Annotated in this window: 18 protein-coding genes; 12 read left to right on the top strand and 6 right to left on the bottom strand. The window is 39.3% G+C overall.

Translation table 11 applies throughout. The annotated features are described in order from the left end of the window. Window positions 1-339: 339 nt before the first annotated feature. Window positions 340-1415 (bottom strand): IS3-like element ISAba20 family transposase gene (locus E0H79_RS11185; RefSeq protein ID WP_131261646.1). Its coding sequence is split into 2 segments (ribosomal slippage): window positions 340-1163 and window positions 1163-1415, totalling 1077 coding nucleotides; the frame shifts between segments, so codons are not numbered across the junction. Window positions 1416-1833: 418 nt separating this feature from the next. Between E0H79_RS11185 and E0H79_RS11180 the strand changes: the two genes are divergently transcribed. From E0H79_RS11180 to E0H79_RS11160, 5 genes are all read left to right on the top strand, one after another. Continuing rightward, entirely contained in the window at window positions 1834-2679 is an 846-nt protein-coding gene (locus E0H79_RS11180; protein ID WP_131261645.1) for an OmpA family protein, read from the top strand. Window positions 2680-2724: 45 nt separating this feature from the next. Next, a complete protein-coding gene (locus tag E0H79_RS11175; protein WP_131261661.1) occupies window positions 2725-5940 on the top strand; it encodes a BapA/Bap/LapF family prefix-like domain-containing protein in 3216 nt (1071 codons plus the stop codon). A gap of 226 nt (window positions 5941-6166) precedes the next feature. Next, entirely contained in the window at window positions 6167-7681 is a 1515-nt protein-coding gene (locus E0H79_RS11170) for a TolC family outer membrane protein (RefSeq protein ID WP_131261644.1), read from the top strand. After that, entirely contained in the window at window positions 7678-9807 is a 2130-nt protein-coding gene (locus tag E0H79_RS11165; protein WP_131261643.1) for a type I secretion system permease/ATPase, read from the top strand. The genes E0H79_RS11170 and E0H79_RS11165 overlap by 4 nt, the downstream gene beginning before the upstream one ends. Then, on the top strand, window positions 9804-10991 hold the full coding sequence (locus E0H79_RS11160; RefSeq protein WP_005134206.1) for an HlyD family type I secretion periplasmic adaptor subunit: 1188 nt from the start codon (window positions 9804-9806) through the stop codon (window positions 10989-10991). Before E0H79_RS11165 ends, E0H79_RS11160 begins: the two co-directional genes overlap by 4 nt. Before the next feature lie 79 nt (window positions 10992-11070). On the opposite strand, the gene E0H79_RS11155 is transcribed toward E0H79_RS11160, so the two are convergent. The 3 genes from E0H79_RS11155 to tehB form a co-directional block, all read right to left on the bottom strand. Further along, window positions 11071-11691, bottom strand: a complete 621-nt coding sequence (locus E0H79_RS11155) for a helix-turn-helix domain-containing protein (protein WP_131261642.1) — start codon at window positions 11689-11691, stop codon at window positions 11071-11073. Between the two features lie 269 nt (window positions 11692-11960). After that, window positions 11961-13208: a tyrosine-type recombinase/integrase gene (locus E0H79_RS11150; protein ID WP_131261641.1), complete on the bottom strand. Its 1248-nt coding sequence runs from the start codon at window positions 13206-13208 to the stop codon at window positions 11961-11963. 322 nt (window positions 13209-13530) lie between these two features. Next, the gene (gene tehB, locus E0H79_RS11145) at window positions 13531-14397 is read right to left on the bottom strand and encodes an SAM-dependent methyltransferase TehB (protein ID WP_131261640.1); all 867 of its coding nucleotides are present in this window, start codon (window positions 14395-14397) and stop codon (window positions 13531-13533) included. Between the two features lie 279 nt (window positions 14398-14676). Here tehB and E0H79_RS11140 point away from each other — a divergent pair, with 279 nt between their 5' ends. The 6 genes from E0H79_RS11140 (at window position 14677) to E0H79_RS11115 (ending at window position 19093) form a co-directional block, all read left to right on the top strand. Further along, entirely contained in the window at window positions 14677-15303 is a 627-nt protein-coding gene (locus E0H79_RS11140) for a 2'-5' RNA ligase family protein (RefSeq protein ID WP_131261639.1), read from the top strand. Further along, the gene (gene cobU / locus E0H79_RS11135) at window positions 15300-15821 is read left to right on the top strand and encodes a bifunctional adenosylcobinamide kinase/adenosylcobinamide-phosphate guanylyltransferase (protein WP_131261638.1); all 522 of its coding nucleotides are present in this window, start codon (window positions 15300-15302) and stop codon (window positions 15819-15821) included. Before E0H79_RS11140 ends, cobU begins: the two co-directional genes overlap by 4 nt. After that, a complete protein-coding gene (cobT, locus tag E0H79_RS11130) occupies window positions 15818-16876 on the top strand; it encodes a nicotinate-nucleotide--dimethylbenzimidazole phosphoribosyltransferase (protein ID WP_004976913.1) in 1059 nt (352 codons plus the stop codon). The genes cobU and cobT overlap by 4 nt, the downstream gene beginning before the upstream one ends. Beyond that, window positions 16873-17478, top strand: a complete 606-nt coding sequence (locus E0H79_RS11125; RefSeq protein WP_131261637.1) for a histidine phosphatase family protein — start codon at window positions 16873-16875, stop codon at window positions 17476-17478. The genes cobT and E0H79_RS11125 overlap by 4 nt, the downstream gene beginning before the upstream one ends. After that, on the top strand, window positions 17475-18218 hold the full coding sequence (locus E0H79_RS11120; RefSeq protein WP_004976907.1) for an adenosylcobinamide-GDP ribazoletransferase: 744 nt from the start codon (window positions 17475-17477) through the stop codon (window positions 18216-18218). The genes E0H79_RS11125 and E0H79_RS11120 overlap by 4 nt, the downstream gene beginning before the upstream one ends. 665 nt (window positions 18219-18883) lie before the next feature. Then, the gene (locus tag E0H79_RS11115) at window positions 18884-19093 is read left to right on the top strand and encodes a hypothetical protein (RefSeq protein ID WP_131261636.1); all 210 of its coding nucleotides are present in this window, start codon (window positions 18884-18886) and stop codon (window positions 19091-19093) included. Between the two features lie 85 nt (window positions 19094-19178). On the opposite strand, the gene bioB is transcribed toward E0H79_RS11115, so the two are convergent. Together bioB and queG are read right to left on the bottom strand one after the other, a co-directional pair. Next, window positions 19179-20171, bottom strand: coding sequence for a biotin synthase BioB (gene bioB / locus E0H79_RS11110; RefSeq protein ID WP_104851863.1), 993 nt, complete (start codon window positions 20169-20171; stop codon window positions 19179-19181). Window positions 20172-20459: 288 nt separating this feature from the next. Further along, complete coding sequence (queG, locus tag E0H79_RS11105; RefSeq protein WP_131261635.1) at window positions 20460-21560, bottom strand: tRNA epoxyqueuosine(34) reductase QueG; 1101 nt, start codon at window positions 21558-21560, stop codon at window positions 20460-20462. A gap of 21 nt (window positions 21561-21581) precedes the next feature. Between queG and E0H79_RS11100 the strand changes: the two genes are divergently transcribed. Continuing rightward, window positions 21582-23102, top strand: a complete 1521-nt coding sequence (locus tag E0H79_RS11100) for an NAD(P)H-hydrate dehydratase (RefSeq protein WP_131261634.1) — start codon at window positions 21582-21584, stop codon at window positions 23100-23102. Window positions 23103-23109 lie beyond the last annotated feature (7 nt).

Below are 23109 nucleotides of genomic sequence, written 5' to 3'. Positions count from 1 at the left end.
TAGTTGAAAAAGTTAGGTGTATTCGTAAAATCATTAGACTTTTTCAACTCGCAATTGGAAGGCACACAATGAAGAAATGGCTTTGTTACACAAAGATTTCATAACTATATGATTTTAAAAGTTTGATTGTTTTTTGATCTAAAATTAAATCTATTTAAATCAGATGCTTACATATTTATGCAACAAAGCCTATAAAATTAGACAATTAATTGTATCTTTATTTAAAATAGTGTTCCAAACAAAATATGACTTTCTTAAAAGTTCTGTAAGCATCCGGCTAACACAGCGGTAATACCCCCATTTTTAATTGAATTAATGGGTAGAAAATCTAAAGCCTTGTTATTGTTTAAAAATAGGTGGACAACCATTTACTGACATATGAGGTCGTTCATGATTATAAAAGTACTGCCAGTCAGTTGTATAGTCCTGCACCTCGCTCAGATCTCGAAATAAATATTGATTTAGACACTCATAACGTACTGTACGATTAAATCGCTCAACATATGCATTTTGCTGTGGATTGCCTGGTTGAGTAAATACATGCTCAATACCATGCTGATCACACCACTTTTCCATCAGCTCACTTATATACTCTGGGCCGTTGTCGGTTCTAATGCGTTTAGGTTTGCCTCGCCATTCAATGAGCTGATCAAGTCCTCTCAGTACACGTTCTGCTGGCAATGAAAAGTAAATCAATATATCCAATGACTCGCGATTATAGTCATCAATCACGTTGTGAACTCGATAACTACGTCCATCACTGAGTTGATCATGCATAAAGTCCATTGACCATGATTCATTCTTAGCTGTCGGTACTGCAAGGGTTTCTGGCTGTTCTCGTTTAATCCGCTTATTAGGCTTGATTCTTAAATTAAGCTCAAGCTCCTTATAAATGCGATAGACACGTTTGTGGTTCCATTTGTATTTTTTAACATTACGCAAATACAGGAAACAAAGCTTGAAGCCCCATGTTTTATGATCATTGGTTAATTGAATCAACCATTCGGCAATCTGTTGATTCTCTTCATCTAAACGAGCTTTATAGCGATAACACGTTTGACTGACTTTAAAAATTAAGCAGGCCATGCTGATTGAAATCTTAAATTGCTCAGTAGCTTGCTGAGCAAGTGACTTTCGCTGAACAGGCCTTAAAACTTTTTTAAAAGTGCATCTTGCAAGATGTCTGACTTTAGCCGCTCATCAGCATACATGCGTTTTAAACGGGCATTTTCAGCCTCAAGTTCTTTAAGCCGCGTCATCATTGAAAGATCCATGCCGCCATATTTGGACTTCCACTTGTAGAATGTAGCAGAGCTCATACCATGTTCGCGGCACAAGTTCGGTATGGGTGTTCCTGCTTCAGCTTGCTTCAAGATACTCATGATCAAGCTGTCTGAATACTTAGATGTTTTCATAGAAAATCTCCTTAAATCAAGGTTATTCGATTTTCTACTTTTAAACTCAATTATTTTTAGGGAGGATTACCGTATGATTTTTGTAATGCTCATCAAAATAGAAATTTGATGAGCTTTTTTATGGCGACCAATATTGATCAAGTGAATAGGTGGAAACTTTTTGAATTTAGTTGCATCTTGTTGATATATTTGATTTTTAATCTTCGTTTAATTAGGGCTATCTAGTTGAGTATTTCTAATAAAACTATAAAGTGATACAGTTCACATAAAAAATAAATGTTCAAAATACACATTTATTTTGATATAAAGATGTTAGGAATGTATACTGCGTCACAATAATAATCTTTCAGTAGATTCATGGAAAGATATTTGTGTAGAAAATGTGCTTGAAATTGTTCTAAGTCCACAAGGGGTAGTTATGTTGAGATTGTCACTTTTAGCTGTTGTAGTTTCATTGGGAGTAGCGGCTTGCACATCAAGCCCATATACGAAGCCATCAGATTTACGTTTTCAGAAAAAAACGCAAGAAAATAATCAACCTATTGTATTAAAGCGAGATGAGAAGCTGTGTGGTGGTGATACAGCAGAACAGCAAAATTGCCCGATTGAATTTTATATTGACAGTATTAAAGCTGGAAATTTTTATATAAATAATTCGGCTCAATATGCATTGAAACCAGAAACATATAATTTCAAAGTAAAAAACTGTACTGAAGAATCATGCCAAAGTTGTGATGTTGACTTAAACGTAGGAAAGCTAACAAGCAATGAATTTTTACTCTCTGTCAATACAGACGGTAAACCTTTTATTTCCAATAATGGTCAGCCTTTAAGTTGTGAGGTGAAGCATCAGGTTGCTGCTCAGGAACAGATAATACGAGTGGATTTAGCTGCGGACACTTTATTTAAATTTAACGGTTCTTCCTTGAATGATTTACTGCCAAAGGGGCGTCAAGAGGTCTTGAATGTTGCTTCGCAAATTCATAACAACTTCGTTTCTGTAAGCCGCATTAATTTAGTTGGTCACACAGATCGTTTGGGAAGTGATAGCTATAACAATCAATTGGGGCAAAACCGTGCAGACACAGTACGCAACCTGTTGGTTCAAAATGGTGTGGCAGGGAATGTTATTTCGACTGCAAGCGCAGGTAAAGGCCAGCCTGTGACGAATGGTTGTTTTGATGTAAAACAGCGTGAAGAACTCAAAGCTTGTTTACAGCCTGACCGCCGTGTAACTGTCGAAATTACAGGCATTACTAAATAGTTAAAGTTTTAGAAGATAAAAGAATATAATTTTTTGGGTAAAAATATGACTAATTTTATTGTAATTGAGAAAGACTCATTAAATAAGTCTACAGTAAATGCGACACAGATTACATTAACCGAAGCTTCTATTGTTCATACTAAAATGAGCCGTGATGACGTCGATGAATTTATCCGTGATGGCAATAACTTAGTGCTTAAGTTAAAAAATGGTGAAGTTGTTGTTATTGAGAATTTTTTTATAACATATGACGATGTCGCTTCAGATTTGGTTTTTGAAGAAGATGGGTGTGTTCTATATTGGTTTGATGGCGTATCGGGTTTTAAAGGCATTCCAGGATTAGAAGCATTATTGCCTGCTGTTGAAGGCAGTAAACTTGTTGGATTGTTACCTTGGTTGGTCGGCGCTGCTGTAGTTGGTGGTGCTGCGGCGATTATTGACCACAATGACAAGGATAAGACAGATTCGATCCCGAATGGCACTAATACGCTTAAAGTAAATACAGATGGTACAGTTACAGGTAAAACAGAGAATATCCCTGAAGGTACTGACGTTAAAATTACTATTAGCGGCAAAGATAAAGATGGGAATAATATTGAATATCAAGATATTGTTAAAGTTGATAAGGATGGCAATTACGTAACGGATGTGCCACCAAATTTTGCAGATGGTGACTTAGTTGTTGAGTCTGAAGTTATTGATCGCAATGGCAATACGATCACTGCAGAAGACAAATTGGGCACAGGCAAAACTGATGATCCAGCAACTCCAGGTGATGAAAGCGAAGGCCTAGATCGCGTTGATGGCAAGATCACGGTTGAAGTTGACAACAAAGGTAAGATCACGGGTACAACCGAAGATGTTAAGCCTGGCGAGAAAGTAATTATTACTGTTGAAGGCTTTGACAAAGACGGCCAGCCAGTATCGAAAGATGTTGAAGCGATTGTTCAGCCAGACGGTAGCTATAAAGCAGATGTGCCAGCAGAAATTGCAGACGGTTCATCCGTTGATGTTGAGGCGAATACAACAGACCGTAATGGTAAGCCTGTAGGTCCAGCAACAGATGCGGTTGAAGGCAAGACTGATCATGACAATGATCCAAGCACACCAGACCAAGGCGGCCTAGATCGCGTTGATGGCAAGATCACGGTTGAAGTTGACAACAAAGGTAAGATCACGGGTACAACCGAAGATGTTAAGCCTGGCGAGAAAGTAATTATTACTGTTGAAGGCTTTGACAAAGACGGCCAGCCAGTATCGAAAGATGTTGAAGCGATTGTTCAGCCAGACGGTAGCTATAAAGCAGATGTGCCAGCAGAAATTGCAGACGGTTCATCCGTTGATGTTGAGGCGAATACAACAGACCGTAATGGTAAGCCTGTAGGTCCAGCAACAGATGCGGTTGAAGGCAAGACTGATCATGACAATGATCCAAGTACACCAGACCAAGGTGGTCTAGATCGCGTTGATGGTTCGCTTAAGATTACCGAAATTAATGAAGATGGAGTGGTAAAAGGCCAAACTACTGATGTGCCAGTAGGCAGTGATGTTGTTCTGACCTTCAAAGATCATACTGGTAGTCAAATTAATGACCCAGTAACAGGAAAACCAGTAACAGTAACGACAGTAGTTAAGCCAGATGGTAGCTATGAAGTTCAATTACCTGAGGATTTAACAAGTCTGACAGATCAAATTAATGTAAAAGCTGATTCATTTGATAACAATGGTAAACCAGTTAGTGATAATGAGGATACCAAAAAGCCAATTACGGAAGTTACTTCAAATGACGACAATAATTTAATTGGAACTGCGGGTGATGATATACTGGCTGGCGACACAGGAGGCCTAAAAACTAACTTTGAAGCAGGGCATAGTTATAATGTTTCTGTAGTGTTGGACTTGTCTGGTAGTATGAATTATGCACTAGATAGTAATAATAATCCTGCTACTGGACAGTTAAGTCGCCTAGATATTGCAAAAGCAGGCTTAAAAGCTTTTATTCAGCAAATGGTTGAACATGATGGAATTATTAACCTTCAGCTAGCATCCTTTTCTAGTGCCGGATATAAGGGGAATGATTACAATAAGTCGTGGGTTGTGAATAAAGATAATCTAAAAGCTATCTTTGACTATATTGATGGATTAGAAGCAGCAGGTGGTACGAATCCAAACGTCGGTTGGGATAAGGCTTCAAAATGGTTCGATGGGGCTGAAACAGGACTAGCAGAAGGATCAGTTAAAGCTGATTCCAGTTATGAAAATCAGACTTATTTCCTGACAGATGGTAAACCAAATACCTATAATGGTACGGGCCAAAATCCAACTAATTCAGATATGGCAAAATATGATGCTGATTTTGCCAAACTAGCCAATAAAGGTAAGGTTTTCGCAGTTGGGGTAAGTAATGCGACTGGAGTACAAGAAGCTGTTTCGCGTTATGATAATACTGATGTAGATGGAAATATTATCCCTAATTGGTCGAAAGATAATCATGGTTCGGCACAAGCCATTGCTGATGCAGATAAACTGATTGCATATCTCATAGGCGGTTCTGAAAACTTTATTCCAGCTGATGTTGGAAATGATATTGTCAAAGGCGGCGCAGGTAACGATATTCTGTTTGGTGATGCCATGAATACAGATTGGATTACGGGTCTAGATCCCCTGCAATATCCAAAGTATTCAGGCTACTCAAAACTGATTGCGCATTTAAAAGCTACCGTGACTGGTGGCGCAGAACCAACCCAGCAGGAAATCTATGATTTCGTAAAAGACAACTACCAAAAATTTATCACTGCTGATGCTACTGATACTGCAACTAAAGGTGGTAATGACACCATTTATGGCGGTTCAGGTAATGACATCATTATTGCTGGTGCAGGAGATGATCGCATCTATGGTGGTTCAGGTAATGACATCATTTCCACAGGTCCTGGTAAGGACACTATTGTTTTTGATGTGTTAAATGCTGCCGATGCAACAGCTGGTAATGGAACCGATACATGGGTTGATTATGCAGCCAATGACAAAATTGAGTTTGGGGCAGATTTCTTTAATGATTTACTTGCTGATGATAAATCAAATATTTCTGAGTACATTAAGGTTGAAGATGTAGACGGAAAAGCAGTATTGAGAGTCGACCGTGATGGTGCTGCTGAAAATGGCGGTACAACTCATGATTGGGCTGATTTGTTAATTATTGAAGGTAAGACCGCATCGGAATTACAGGATTTAATTAATAACCAAATTATTATTGGCTAATCGCTAAGTGGCGGATTGGTTTTAGATTGATCCTTCACAAGGAGCGTTATGTCAAACATAACGCTCCTTTCATTCATTTTAAATTTGAATTTATCTTGAGTTCATTTTAGGCAAAGATAGATTAAAATTTGCAATGAAAATGGCTGCAAATTACTGTACTCAATTTAATGCTATGACACAGCATTCGAAAACTCACACGGTATGAATTTACCAAGATGTTTAAATCATGAATTTTAGAATATCAAAGATATGGCTTGTACTGTTTCTTCCACTATATATGCCAATAACGCCTAGTTATGCAGCAGCACCAAAACATTATTTGGGCTCAGCAAAAGAAAATATTGAGCAGTTTTTTTCGCCGGCAACTGCTGATATGAATAAAGTGAGTATTCAAGAACTGAGCAAATTCTCATGGGGTGAGCAGGCAGGTTTAGATACATTGCCAATAATTCAATCGAGTGGTATTCAACCGCAACCTAAAGGTATGGCAAAAATAAGTATTAACTCAGAAGCTGAGCTAACACTTTTTGATGCAATTCATCAAGCGCTACAGCGTCGACCAGAAATTACGCAGAGTATTGCGGCTATTGCAGGTCAAGGTGCAAACATTGATGCGGCGAGGGCACAATATTTTCCTCAAATCTCTGGTGGTATTAGTACAGCTGATTTAACGACTGGCGAACGGGGAAGACAGCTTTACAGTTTATCAGCGACACAGGTTTTATATGATTTTGGAAAAATTAAAAGCGATATCAATATAGAAGAAGCGAGGTTGCTGCAAGAGCAAGCAAATGCATTAGAAAGTATTGATGATATTGCATATCAAACAGCGAATGCGATGGTCAATATCAATCGTTATCAAGAAATCGTTCGCATTGCTAATCAACAAATTAAAGGAATTGCTCGAATTGCGGAAATCGCCAATTTACGGGCTAATGCGGGTATTAGTAGTCAGGCAGATCCGATTCAGGCACAGTCAAATTTAGAAGCGGCGCAGTCAAATTTACTCATACAAGAAACGCAATTAAAGCAGTATCAGCAAAAGTTACAAATGCTGCTGGGCTATGATGTGTCCCATGTAAAGATGCATATTCCAGATACGGTCATTCGTAATGCTGGTTTATACAATGACCCAAACTTTACTCAAATTCCCAAGATGATAGCAGCTCAGGCATCAGTGCAAGTCGCTAAATTTCAAAAAGAGCAAACAAAACTAAGTACATATCCAACAATTAATATTAAAGGTAGCTTAAATCAAGCGTTGAATGGAAAAAACCCGAATAATAATGAAGATGATGGTTTTTATAGCTCTGTCATGTTGGAAGCGAATAGTAACTTTTTCCAAGGCGGGGCAGCTCGATCAAAACTCCGTTCTGCTAATTATGCGGAAGAAGCAGCAAAAGCAGCAGTTAACACAGTTTATTTAGATGTTTTGGATCAGGTACAGCTCATTCGTGTACAAGTCGAAAATAAGCAAAAGCAAATGGAAGTTCTAGCTTTAAGAAAAGAAACCACGGCTCGGACAAAAGAGCTGTATCAAGAACAATATAAATTAGGCACACGCACAGTGGTGGATTTATTGAATTCTGAACAAGCAATTCATGCTGCTGCACAGGAAATTGAAAATGCTAGATATGATATTTACGCGGCACTCATTCAGTATATCTATGTTACTGGTGCTTCAAGAGCATTTTATCAACTAAATAATATTTCTATTCAAGGGTTTGAAATTTTACCATGAGCAAAACTATGAATTATCAGCCATGGCTTCAAGCCGTTCTAGCAATTGCAAAACATTATCGTATCGAACCATCTGAAGAGCGTTTACGTTTGCAACTCGATTGGAATCCGAGCCAGTCACTTGATGATATTTTGAGTTTGGTGAGCCGTCAGATCGGGATGAGTCTAAGAAAAACTGAATTTAGTGAAGATATTTTGAATCCGTGGCGTTTACCACTTCTAATTCAAATGCAAGATGGACAAGTTGGCGTATTGAATCAACTTGATGTCAATGGGAATGCAAATATTCAGTTCAGTGGTGATCAGGGATTAGCACAGGTACTTACTGTAGAGCTATTAAAAGAAAATGTGAACAATGTTTATATTTTAAGACCTGAGAAATCAATTCCTGATGTCCGTATTGATGAATATATTAAACCATATGAGCAGAACTGGTTTTGGACGATTGTACTAAGAGATTGGAAGCGCTATTTGGATGTGATGTTTGCATCATTAATGGCCAATATCCTTGCCTTGGCGACAATTCTATTTTCTATGAATGTTTATGATCGAGTGATCCCTGCACAGTCTGTTCCAACTTTATGGGTATTGGCTGGTGGTGTACTCATTGCTGCAATATTTGAATTTTGTTTACGAGTTGCACGTATTTATTTATCAGACATTATTGGAAAACGTGCAGATCTAAAAATCTCAGATAAGGTATTTGGTCATGCCTTAAGAATTAAAAATAAAGAGCGATCTAAATCAACAGGTACGTTTATTTCTCAGATACGTGAATTGGAAGGTGTTCGTGAATTAGTCACTTCTACAACCATTTCAGCGATTGCAGATTTGCCTTTCTTCTTTTTGTTTTTGGCAATCTTTTGGCTGATCGGTGGCAATCTGTTTTGGGTAATGGTTTTGGTTGTACCTTTAATGATCATTCCTGGAATTTTGATTCAAAAGCCATTGGCAAAATTAGCATCTGAAGGAATGCGCGAAGGTGCTATTCGCAATGCAACACTGGTGGAAGCTGTTCAAGGTATAGAAGATATTAAGTTATTGCGAGCGGAATCTCGATTCCAGAACCAATGGAATCACATGAATGAAGCTGCTGCAGATATTTCAATGCGCCAGCGGAAATTAGTTGGAATTGTGGGGGTGTGGACTCAGAAAGTGCAAGGGCTTACTTTTGCGCTTGTCGTCCTTGTTGGATGTTTTGCTGTGATGAAAGGGGAAATGACTACAGGTGCATTAGTTGCTTGTTCAATTTTATCATCGCGCATGCTTGGACCAATTGCACAGATTTCAGGAGTTCTAGGGCGTTTTCAACAAGCTAAAGTTGCTAAGACAAGTTTAGATGAGCTTATGAAGAAACCTGTTGACCAAGCACCAAATGCACATTTAATTCATAGGCCTGTTTTGAATGGACATTATGAACTTAATAATATTGTCTTCAAATATAGTGAAAACGATGCAAAACCTACTCTCATCATTCCTAAACTTGAAATTCAAGCGGGTGAGAAAATTGCGATTTTAGGTCGTAATGGTGCAGGTAAATCAACGCTATTACAGTTGCTATCAGGGATGCAAGAACCTGTTCAAGGGAAAATCAATTTAGATGGGGTTGACTTGGGGTTAATTGATCCAACTGATGTACGTCGAGATATGGGCTTACTCAATCAGAATGCACATTTGTTTTTTGGTTCTGTACGTGAAAATTTAACATTAGGCTCACCTTTGGCGACTGACCAAGAGCTTTTAAATGTGCTCAAGCTCACAGGGGCATTAAACTTTGTATTAGATAAGAAAGAAGGTTTAGATCATCAAATTTTAGAAGGTGGTGTTGGTTTTTCTGGTGGCCAGCGTCAAGCTTTACTTTTATCACGATTATTACTTCGTCAACCAAATATTCTATTGCTTGATGAGCCGACAGCCGCAATAGATGACGTTTCTGAAAAACAACTAATTCAGAACCTTAAGGGGTGGTTAGGACAAAAAACTTTGGTCATTGCAACGCATCGTCGAGCAGTACTTGAGTTGGTGGATCGAATTATTGTAGTACATGATGGAAAAATTGTTATGGATGGTCCTAAAGAGCAAGTATTAGGTAATACTCAAACCAATATAGCGAGTACAGCATCATGATTAGAAAATATATAAAAAGTGATACTGTAAAGGCTAAAGAATTAGAACCTGCATTACCGAGAGCTAGCTTATTTATCTGGATTATTTGTATTGGTCTTTTGTCATTACTCATCTGGGCATGGCTTTTTAAACTTGAAGAAGTTTCAACAGGAATTGGCAAAGTTATTCCATCTTCTAAAGAGCAAGTAGTACAGTCTCTTGAAGGTGGAATTTTAACAAAGCTTTATGTGCATGAAGGACAAATCGTACAAGAAGGGCAGGTACTTGCTCAACTTGACCCAACTCGCTTTGCATCAAATGTTGGTGAATCTGCATCCTTACTACTAGCATCACAAGCAACAGCAGCGCGACTACGTGCAGAAGTTAATGGAACTAGTTTAAAATTTCCGAGTGAAGTACTTAAAGAGCGAGATTTAGTTGAAGAAGAAACAGCACTCTATCATTCACGACGATCTAATCTAGAAGAATCTTTGTCAGGTTTACAACAAGCACTTATTTTAGTTGAAGAAGAGCTGCAAATGACTGAACCATTAGTAGCGAAAGGTGCAGCTAGTGAGGTCGAAGTATTGCGGCTCAAGCGCCAAGCAACTGATTTGCGCAATCAAATGAATGATGTGAGAAATCAATATTTGGTAAAAGCTCGAGAAGAGTTGGCAAAAGCCAACACAGATATCGAAACGCAATTACAAGTCGTAAAAGGTAAATCAGACTCTTTAAATCGTACTCTTTTTAAATCACCTGTACGAGGGATTATTAAAGAAATTGATGTTATGACTATTGGCGGAGTGATTTCTCAAAATGGCAAGTTGATGACAATTGTTCCTCTGGATGAACAACTTTTGGTTGAGGCACGTATTTCACCGCGAGATATTGCTTTTATTCATCCTGGGCAAGATGCACTCGTGAAGATCACTGCCTATGATTATTCTATTTATGGTGGGTTGAAAGGAAAAGTTTCAATTATTTCACCAGACACATTGAGAGATGAAGTTAAGCAAGATCAATTTTATTATCGAGTGTATATTCGAACGGATTCAGGAAAATTGATGAATAAAGCAGGCAAACAATTCAGTATTACTCCTGGCATGGTTGCAACAGTCGATATTAAAACAGGGGAGAAAACGATTTTAGATTATCTAATAAAACCATTTAATAAAGCGCAAGAGGCTTTAAGAGAAAGATAGTTTTGAGTGAGTCTGTAAATAATTTTTGTATTTGTGCTTTTTATATGTGAATACTAGGACTTCCACTGACACCAAGATTTTAGCATAACTTTTCTTTTAATCGTTCATAGGGTGTTTTGCCATTCATGGCTGCATGAGGTCGGGCATAATTGTAAAATGCCTCCCATTCGGCCAGCTTGGCTTTTAAATCCACATCAATAGCGGTATATTGATATCGTTTGACTTGTTTTCCATTTTGATCTTTAAAAAAGAGAAACTTTACATCAACTTGAACGTGATGCCCTGGTACTTGTTTTTTATAACGTTGAGGAATAGGAATAGAACGTTTACGCTGATTTTGGGGTAATCGATTCATACCATGCCGTTTTAAAACATGGTACGCCCCAGCTGCTGAAATTTTAATTTGGTGATAACGCCATAAATACCAACTGATCCGTAGTTGTCCAAAATGATAGTGTTGACGTAAATAAATAATCTTATCTTCAATCTCAGCAGGCGTGCGTAGCTTAAGGTTCTGTGGACATGGCTTACTGTTGACTAATCCTATCTCTCCTTTGGATTTATAATTCTTCTTCCAACGATAAAAAGTATTTCGTGAAATACCAAAATATCGACAGGTCAATACAACATTGCCATTTTGTTCAGCATGAGCAAACACTTTTAATTTATGGGCAATTTCCCGTTGGGCTTTTGTACTCAAAATTCAAACTCCTATGACATGAGGTAAAATTTACCAAAATGTCAGTAGAAGTCTCAATTTTCACACATTACTCAATTATCCATTTACTTTGAAGGTCGATTAGATCGATATAATTAAAATCTAGTCAAATTTACTGACATAGATTTTTGAACGCCCTCTTTTGAAGAGCGTGTAACCAAGTATTTTTAAAACTGTATTTACACAGAATTATTTACACCCTTTACCAGTCAATTTCTTAACTGACTGGCATTAGTCCGTATCGAGGTATTTCAATTAATGCCATTTCGCACTTGTTGCAAAATCCAATCCTCATATTCTTGTAGTGTTTCTTGTAGCATATCCATAGGTCGTACGATGTAGTGCCTTTCAACTAATGCACTTGGTTTATGACCTGATATCTGTGCTAAAGATCCTTCATTGATTTTTGCCCAAATAGCTAACGTTTTATATGATCTCCTCAATCCATGGGGAGTAAGTTCAATATTTAGTTTTTTACATATTTTCTCTAAGCTATCGTAAGGATTAACAATATGGCCACATTCAGCGCCCTTACTGCTAAATATGAATTTAGAATCAGAATTTTTCTTTAGTTCTAATAATAAGCTTTCAACATATGCAGTTAGAGGAATTAGGCGACCTTCATCTTCAATTTTATCCCTGACTTTTGCTGTTTTCCAACGAAAATCGACATCTGTCCATTTTAATGAAAGCAGCTCATTCTTTCTGCAACCAGTGATTAAACTACATATCAAAAAAATCGCTATTTTTCTGCTAGTTAACTTATTTACCTCTTCAAACCATGGTTTTAGATGCTGTTTCATCAAACAATCATTCTTGGCTTTTGGGGAAGGGACTTTATCTTTAACTTTTTTTGAGTTGTATGATTTTGGAGGCACTAAGTTTTCATAATCCTCGTGTTCATCACACCAATTCAGGAAAGCTCGTGTAAGTCTGTATGCTTTAGCTGATGTTGTTGGACGGAAGTCATTGTGATCAAGCCAATCGCATAATACATCTGCAGTTAATTCAGAAAGTTTGTACTCAAACAGTTGAAAAATGGGTTGACTGGTATAAACACTATTTTTTTCAGGATCGTAACCACCTCTAGATAATTCAATGTGGTCCTGATAACTTCTTGGTCGCCAATTAGGTTGTCTTGCTTTTAAATATTCAAACCATACATCTTTAAATTTAATAGTTTTGCGTTTTTCTTGTTTTAGCAGTTCTTTATTATCAGCTAAAGCTTTCTTACGCTCGATTAATGGGTCAATCCCTTTGTGGCACATAATCGCCAATTCTTGTGCATATTTACGAGCTTCATCTAATTTCCATACATCAACGTCACCAATTTTGATACGACGGTTTTGAAGACCAATACGGCCTTGGAAAATGTAGCTTTTATTATTTTTAGGTGTAACTTTGACGCCGAATCCTGGTGTTTTCTCATCCCAAAAAAAAGTTGGTTTATTTTTGTCTGAGCAATCAATTTTATCAATAGCAGGTTTTGTTAACTTCATTCTAGTAAGCATCTGGTAAGCAAGTAGTAAGCAAAATCAATATATATTAATCAACAAAAAGAGTTAATAATAAATTATTAAAATTACATAAACATATGATAGTATTGACATTATATTTTTAATTTGTTGATTTTTAATTACTATGTTAACGGACTCATAATCCGTTGGTCGACAGTTCAAGTCTGTCTGGGCCCACCATATAAAACAACCACATAGGTGTACTAATCCTAAGTGGTTTTTTATTTTAAGCTTTATGTAAGCAATTGAAATGTAGTCTGTGAGCAGCTCAAAAGCTTATTCATTTAAGATTCCACTTGCACATCTACTTCTTCCTCGCCAACAACGTCGCAAAACGCTGTTTAATGCGATTGCCATCTGCATCTGTGCGGTGCAACTCACCGACATTTTCATTGTATTTCACAATATCCCAATCAGCATAATATGCACTTAACTCACCCGCTTTAAAACTAAAAGGGAAGTCTTGTTGCACGGGGTAATCTTCAGTATCCATCGCGCAAACAATTAAGTTAAAGCCTTGTGGTTTGGTCGCTTGCTGCATGTGCTGAATAAGCGTAGGAATGGTTTCAGGCGCCAAAAACATCATCACCACTGTACAGTTAATGAAGTCATATTCCTCCGTAATTGTGGCATCCTGATTTAAATCCCGCACAGTAGTTTGAATAGATGAAATCTGTTCTGTAGCAATAATTTCATTTAATTTTTGGATACTACTCGGATTCACATCCCAAGCATCCACCTGAAAACCGTTTTGGCTCAAATACAGCGCATTTCGGCCTGTACCACAGCCAACATCCAAAGCTTTACCCACGGTTAACTGTGGAAGTGCCATTAAAATTTCAGAATGTGTTGGGCTTAATTTATATTTTTTAACAAAATAATCTTGAGGCAAACAATAAAAACTAAGCTGGCACTCAATATCATCACTGGCAGATACAATTTTATGCCACGCTTGCGGTTCAATAAATGGTGGTTGATTTTCCACAGAAAAAACATGCTCAGATTGTACTTCACCAGATTCATGCAGCATCGAAAAATGCAATTCGCCTTTTAAAATAGTCAACTTCGCCCATGTGCCGACTTGGGTATTGTGTTGTTTTTTAAACCCTTGTGGAATTGAGTCATGATTCCAAATAGGAAGTTGTTTATAACAGATCAATTCTTGTTGCATCATAAACTCCAGTTATACCGATTCTGATGGGGTAAAGCTTCACAGTAATGTAGTGTCTTGTGTAGATTAGAAAATATCATCTTCATTTCAGCATAACATTGCAGACCTGTTTCAGCCATCTTCTGAATTTTATCCATCTCATTAAAATCAAAATTATTTAAATGATGTAGATGGTTAAAATACCAAACTGAAAAATATTCACCTCAAATTGCATGATTTTCATGTCTATTCAGTTGTGAATGTTTTACCATAAGCTGTTTTAATTCATTGAATTATCCCGTGTTTATTCAAGCCAATCAGTACGTTATTCCAACACAGCAGCATGATTATCCTGAATGGCATCGTGGGCGTGAGCGTTATGTGCTTTGGTATTTAGCTGTTCAACATCCAGCTTTAGAATGTTATTTACAACAATTAAAACAGCAATTTTCAGATGTATTATTTCGCCCAAACACTCGCCAGTTTCATATCACCTTATATATTTGTGGGTTTTATGCAGCAAAAAAGCATTGGGAAGATGACTTTCTCGAGTCACAATTTCAACAACAAGTTCAAGCCTTACAGCAGTTGCAACTAGAGCCTTTTCAACTGAAAGTGGGCGGCATCAATAGTTTTGATAGTGCTTTATTTGTAGAAGTGCAAGATCAATCACAGCAACTGGCGCGTATACGTCAGGCACTTAGCGTAGGCGGGGCTGAAATCGCAGCTTTACAGTATCATCCACATATTACTTTGGGTTTATATCAAACAGCGTGTTCAACCAATTTGATTTTGCAGCGTATTCAAAATCTCCCCGTGCAATATTTCGATTTAGATATCCATCATTTAAATTTTGGTTATTATCAGGCACACACTTTACAAGGTCAGCTATTTAGCAGGCATCAATTTCCTTTGGAGCACATGTGATTCAACTTATTTTGGGCGGTGCGCGTTCGGGTAAAAGCCGTATGGCTGAGCAAACCGCGCAGCAACTTGGCAAATCCGTCATTTATGTAGCAACTGCACAAGCGGGCGATGCAGAAATGCAGGCGCGGATTCAGCATCATCAACAACAGCGTCCGCAGTCATGGCAATTGCGTGAAGAACCTTTATATTTGGCGCAACAGTTAAAAATGCTGGATCATCCAGATCATGTCATTTTGGTAGATTGTCTAACTTTGTGGATGAGTAATTTACTGATGCAAACGGCAGAAAACTTTGCTGAACAACAAATTGTAGCATTACTTGAAGTTTTACCTCATTTGCAGGCCGATATTATTTTGGTGAGCAATGAAACAGGTTTAGGTGTTGTGCCACTAGGGGAAATCACCCGAAAATTTGTCGATGAAACAGGGCGATTACATCAGCAATTGGGACAAATTGCAGACAAAGTGCAGTTCTGTGTCGCAGGTTTTCCAATGCTTTTAAAAGGAGAGAAGAAATGACTTGGTGGTTTGCAGCGTGTCAAAAGCCAAATGAACAGATGAAACAACAGGCAATTGCACGACAACTTCAATTGACCAAACCAACAGGTTCATTGGCAGCATTGGAAAATATTGCGATTCAACTGGCGGCTTTGCAAGGAACAACGCAGCCGAATATTGAACGTCCGTGGATATGTATTTTCGCAGGCGATCATGGCGTGATGGAAGAAAATATTTCCGCCTATCCCCAAGCCGTGACTCGGCAAATGCTACAAAATTTTGCCACAGGTGGGGCATGTATCAGCGTCATCGCCCGACAATATCAGGCGCATTTACAAGTGGTGGATTGCGGCTCGGTCGGGGAAGCGTATGAATATGCAGGAGTAGAGCGGCATTGTATTCGTGCAGGCACAGCGAATTTTGCTAAAACCCGCGCCATGACTGAACAAGCGTGTGCAGATGCGATGGCACTTGGACGTCAAAGTGTGGAAGATGCCATCGCACAGCAGGCCTCGATTTATGTCGCAGGTGAAATGGGTATTGGAAATACCTGTTCGGCATCAGCCTTGTCTTGCTTTTTATTACAAGAACCTGCTGAAGCCTTGACTGGCATAGGCACAGGAATTGACACTGCACAATTGCAACATAAAAAACAGGTGATTGATGCTGCTTTAGCTCTACATCAGAACTATGTGCAAGATGATGCTTTTAAAGCCTTATGTGCAGTTGGTGGATTGGAGGTCGCTGCAATGGTGGGCGCGTATATTCGCTGTGCGCAGTTGGGCTTGCCGATGGTGGTGGATGGTTTTATCAGCAGTGCTGCTGCATTAGTTGCAGTGCGTTTAAATCCTCAAGTCCGAGAATGGATGTTGTTTGGGCATCAATCGGCTGAATATGGACATCGTCGCTTATTAGAAGCATTAGGTGCACAAGCCTTGCTGCATCTAAATTTACGCTTAGGTGAGGGCAGCGGTGCGGGCGCGGCATTGGGCATTATCCAACTGGCCTGTGCCTTGCATAATCAAATGGCGACTTTTGCCGAAGCTGCGGTTATTGGTGAGAAAGTATCTTTATGATCATGCTAGACCTATTAAGACATGGCGAAACAGAATTGGGTCATACTTTGCGTGGCTCAACCGATGATGCTTTGACTTTAAAAGGTTGGCAAGACATGCAGCAGACTTTAAACACGGCAATAGCTACAGGACAGCGATGGGATGTTGTGGCAAGTTCACCTTTACAGCGTTGTCTGCAGGTTGCTCAGACCTTTGCGCAAGCACAGCAATTGCCACTGTATATTGATGCACAATTTCAGGAAATGCATTTTGGAGCATGGGAAGCTATTTCCACTCAAACCTTATATGAACAATACCCTGAAGATTTAGCTAAATTTTGGATGACACCGACCCAATTTAGTCCGCCACAAGCAGAATCTTTGCTAAATTTTCAGCAGCGCGTTTTGCAAGGTCTGTCCGATCTCAACCAATATTTACAACAACTCGAGCAACAACCTAAACGTGTGTTATTGGTCACGCATGGCGGGGTAATTAAATTGCTCAAAGTATTGGCGCAGAAAAAATCTTTAGACGATATTTTAAAAATGTCTGCAGCGTTGGGGCAATTGAGTTCATTCCAGTTACATCCCAATGGCAACATTTGCATGCAGGGGCAAACATGACACCTTTTTGGATTGCCTTGCAATTCCTGAGCACTTTTCCTGTTTCTTTAAAACAGATGCCAACTGCAGCGCAAAATGCACAATCACTGCTGTTTTATCCGCTCGTTGGCTTACTAATTGGAGCTGCGCTGTGGGGGATGGCGCATTTATTGCAATTCTTGCCTTTGGTTCTGAGTAGCAGCTTAATTTTAGTGCTCTGGATTTGGCTGACAGGTGGTTTACATTTAGATGGACTGGCTGATACTGCCGATGCATGGGTCGGCGGTTTTGGTGATCCTGAACGTAGCTTAAACATCATGAAAGACCCAAGCAGCGGCCCGATTGGAGTATTGAGCTTACTGATCTGCTGTTTATTAAAATGGTCTGCGTTGTATGTATTGCTCGAACAACAGTATTTGGCATTTTTGCTGTTTGTACCCGTATTGGGACGATTAAGCGCTTTGGTTTTATTTTTAAGCACGCCTTATTTACGTGCCAATGGTTTAGGCACTGCTATTCAGGCACATTTGCCTAAAACAGGCACAAAAATTGTGATCGCATTGACCTTGCTTGCAGGAGTGCTTTGGGGATGGGTGGGTTTGGTGACCGTTCTGACTTTTATCCTTAGCACCTTGTATTTGCGATATAAATTTATGCAGCGTTTAGGTGGAATTACGGGCGATACCGTTGGTGCGAGTATTGAAATAACAGAAAGCATGATGTTATTGGCTATTGCGATTCTTTGGTTTTTAATAAATTAGCTTTTGAGCAGTTTTTCTTGTTTCAAGTGCGCTGAAAATTGAAATAATATAAGCGAATGAATTTACAGCTATTTATGCACTCAATTTCAGCAAGTATGCAGATGAATTTGTCATTTGTCGGAAAGTTCCTAAATTAGATTTGCTATTTTTTTTAAATATGATAATAGTAGTTTATGTCAATCAGCCTTGATGGCATTTGTATCTCAGGATGAGATCACAAACGTGATGTATAAAAATCAAAAGGAATGTCATTTATGATCAAACTGTTAAAGCAAATTTTCTGTATCCATATTTATGAATATGACGCAATGGAAGAAATCGGGGCGCATTTAGAGTGTCGTAAGTGTGGGGATTCTAAGACACAATAATGTTAAGTATTGAATCTGTATTAAAACCAAGTGAGTCTTTATGACTCACTTTTTTATTTTAGGCTAATAGCCTGAATATTTTGCTTAGTCTTGCCTGCATGTATAGATTAGACTGCACTTATCCATCTTCAAAACTACATATATCATTCCCACCTCTTTTGGTGGGGAGACTTCTCATGCTGTACGAAGTTTGATTTATACAAGTGCACAATTAAATTTTCTATCCTCCGCACACTTTATCCCACAAGGTATTCCGCTTAAAATCCAGTACCTAGAAATATTGAACTGACCGTATTTATGGCTAAAAACTTTCAAGAAAAAACGTATATTGTAGATGACAATCTAGCAGATACTTTGACGTGGTTGCTGCATCATCAGGACTGTTATGATCGGTTTTATTATGATGCGATTCAGCAACAACTGATGGTAGAACATGCCAACGGGGTAGATATTATTAAAACAGGGCAGTATTTAAATGCCAGTTACGGAATTTTAATTACCTCTTAAAAGCGTTGCCGCATAAACTTATTTTGCTGCATAAAAAACAAAGTCCCTTTTAGGGACTTTGTACATTTGGATGGGTGCTAAAATTTTAAGCCATTGCCATCGCATCTACCGACAACTCAGAAACGGTTGGCTTGGCACGTTCAGGCACTAAGCCTAATTTTTGGAACAATTGTTTGTCTTTGCCTTCGCCTGCGTTTGGTGTGGTTAAAAGCTTTTCACCTGAGAATAACGAGTTCGCACCTGCCATAAATGCCAACGCCTGATCTGAATCGGATAACGATTCACGCCCTGCAGATAAACGAATATAGCTGTTTGGCATGATAATACGTGCAACTGCAATGGTACGAATCCACTCAATCACATCCAGTTTTTCTACTTCAGCCAATGGTGTACCTTCAATCGGAACTAACATATTGATTGGCACAGATTCAGGATGTAACGGTAAAGTCGCTAATTCATGTAATAAACCAATACGGTCTTGGGTATCTTCACCTAAACCGACAATACCGCCACTACATACTTTCATACCTGTTTGACGCACAATATCCAAAGTGTTTAAGCGATCATCAAAACTGCGGGTACTAATCACATTAGGATAATACTCACGCGAGGTGTCTAGGTTGTGGTTGTAATAATCTAAGCCTGCATCTTTTAAACGTTCTGCCTGAGATTGGTTTAACATCCCCAAAGTCATGCAAGTTTCTAAGCCGAGTGCTTTGACTTCACGCACCATTTCTAAAACATACGGCATATCGCGTTCATGCGGATTACGCCATGCTGCGCCCATACAAAAACGTGAAGAACCTGATGCTAAAGCTTCTTTAGCCTCTTGAATGACTTTATCAACCGCAATGCGTTTTTCAGCTTCAAGCTGTGAATCATAATGCGCAGACTGCGAGCAATATTTGCAGTCCTCAGGGCATTTACCTGTTTTAATCGACAATAAGGTACTGACTTGTACAGTATTGGCAGCAAAATGTTGGCGATGCACACGCTGTGCTTCAAAGACTAAATCCAGAAAAGGCTGTTCATATAACTGCTGAATTTCTTCTCGAGTCCAATCATTGCGTACTGACATAAGTAAAAGTCCATCATCCCTATTATTCATAGTCTGTATCATACACAAATAGTTTGAATCAGAAAGGCATAATCTCCCAATTTCGTGGCAAATATTCGACAGAATAGAATTAAAATCATGCAGTCTATTTAGTTGCAAACTTAAGCAATTTTTCTGATATTTCGCTGCAAAATTAAATTTTATGGATTATTATTTTTGTGATGAATTGGTCACTAAAATTCAGTTAACTGCATAAATTGGCAAGTAACCTGCAGTCAAAATATCGCACTATTTTGGTGGTCATTTTGTTTAAATTTTATGTTGTTTAAGCAATTGTTCCTGAATTGCCCAATCCATATGGATTTGCACAATCTCATCATGCTGTGCGCGCGTTTGCTGCAAAGTTTGTAAAATCTTTGCTGAAAAAGGGGCATTTCCAAGCCCGATTGCAATATTACGCATAAAACTTTGATAACCTGTGCGACGCAATGGACTACCTTCAGTTTTGGCTAAAAACGTGCTTTCATCCCATTGCCATAAATCTAGCAAGCTGACCTGATCTAAGGCATGTCGAGGATGAAAATCATCCACCGTGGTGACTTGGGCAAAGCTATTCCACGGGCAAATCAGTTGGCAATCATCACAACCAAACACACGATTACCAATGCCACGGCGTAATTCTTCAGGAATCACACCCTGATATTCAATGGTTAAATAAGCGATACATTTACGCGCATCCAACATATAAGGTTCAACAATGGCCTGTGTTGGGCAAATGTCGATGCAGGCTGTGCAAGAACCGCAATGCGAAGTTGCAGGTGCATCAAAAGGTAAATCTAGTGAAGTAAACAGCTCACCCAATACAAAAAAAGACCCAGATTTTTTATGAATTAGTAAGGTGTGTTTGCCTGTCCAACCCATGCCTGCACTTTCTGCAAGCGACTTTTCAAAAATTGGGGCTGAGTCGGCAAAAGGGCGTGATTCAAACTCGCCCACTTTTTCACGAATACGTGTCGCAAGGGTTTTGAGGCGTCCGCGCATGACTTTGTGATAATCGCGTCCACGTGCATAACGGGCTATAATTGCAGAATTAGGTGCATCGGGAATATGTCGTGGACGTGGTGTTTCCACCAAATAATTCATGCGCACACAAATAATGCTTTTGGTATTCGGGACTAATAGTGTGGGATTGGCGCGCTTGTCTAAATTTTCTTCCAGAAACTTCATATCGCCATGATAGCCACGTTTTAAATATTCCTGAAAACGTGCTAATTCTGCTTGAGCATCTGGTTTGGCAATGACACAATCAGCAAAACCTAGCGCCAAAGCTTGCGCTTTAATCCACGCTTTCAAGGCGACTGGATCGTCTTGATACAGAGAAATTTGTGCTGAAGTGGTGGATTTTGCCATAACAAAATAGAAGGGAAGAAAATGCCGCAGCAAGTGTACCATAGCCCTATTTATCATAGCCAAAGTATTCAAGCGTGGGAGCAACGCTGGTTTGCTCGCCAAAACAGTTCTTATGGTTTAATGCAGCAAGTAGCATGGACACTGCATTTACAACTTCGCAAAATTTTTGCAGCACAGCCATCTACAATACAAAAAATTGCCGTGTGTTGTGGACAAGGCAATAACGCGGGTGATGGTTATTTAACTGCAAAATATTTAAAACAAGCAGGTTTTCAAGTCGATATTTATGCCGCAACACGCGGTTCATCGGCAGATTTACATCAGGCTTTTTTAGAAGCTCAGACAGAACAAGTCAATATAATTCAAGGTTTTGCATTTCAACAAAGTTATGACTGCTATATTGATGCATTATTTGGTATTGGTTTAGATCGTCCTTTAAATGATGAGTGGCAGTCGCTTATTCACGCAATGAATCAACAAGCGGGTTTAAAAATTGCGGTTGATATTCCAAGCGGTTTAAATGCCAACACGGGGCAGCCATTGCCATGTGCAATTAAAGCCGATTACACCTTTACAGCTTTGGGTTTGAAAGCAGGGTTATTTACAGGGCAGGCACAGGAATATACTGGACTGGTCGATGTGCTGGATTTGATTCCAGCCGATGCAGAACTCAAAGCGTTGGCCCAACTCACACCACATTTGATTCAATTACCCGCACGGCAGGCTTTTGGACACAAAGGCAGTTATGGGCATGTGTTGATTGTGGGCGGACATGCGCAAATGGGTGGTGCGGTGATGATGGCTGCAGAAGCCGCATCAAGCGCAGGTGCAGGGAAAGTGACTGTGGTCTGTCATGCCAAACATCATGTGGCGATATTAAGCCGTGCGCCGAATTTAATGTTGCGGGATATAGACGCACTGACAGGCGCAGAAATTCAGCACTTAATTTCACAGGTCGATGCCGTGAGTTTAGGGATGGGACTAGGACGAGATGCTTGGGCAGAACAGCATTATGCAGACTGGTTTGCCGCACTAAATCAGTCCGAGGTAGAAGTAGTTTACGATGCCGATGCCTTGTGGTTTTTGGCGAAACAAGCGCATTCATCGCATCATCCAGCCCAACTAAAACCGAACAGTTATGCCACACCACATTCAGGTGAGGCTGCGACCTTGCTCAATACTACGGTTGCAGCCATTGAAGCAGACCGTATTGCCGCGATTCAGCAATTGCAGCAACGCTATGCAGGCGATTGGGTGTTAAAAGGTTCAGGTAGTTTGACTTTGCAAGCTGCATCTACAGAACCGCAAGCAAGTTCATTGTGGATTTGTACCGCAGGCAATCCTGGTATGGGTACAGGTGGTATGGGCGATGTGTTGGCAGGCATGATTGCCAGTTTAAAAGCCCAGTTTCATCATAAAATTCAATTGCATGAAATTGTCATGTTACATGCCTTGGCGGGGGATGTATTGGCACAGCAGGGCATGCGCGGTTTACAGGCACAGCACATGAGCCAAGCGATTTATCAGGTTGTGAATCGGTAAAATATAA

This window comes from Acinetobacter sp. ANC 5045 (genome assembly GCF_004331005.1).
GTDB classification, from domain to species: domain Bacteria; phylum Pseudomonadota; class Gammaproteobacteria; order Pseudomonadales; family Moraxellaceae; genus Acinetobacter; species Acinetobacter towneri.
Note: the sequence above shows the minus strand (reverse complement) of the source record. Positions and strands in the feature narration are given on the sequence as shown.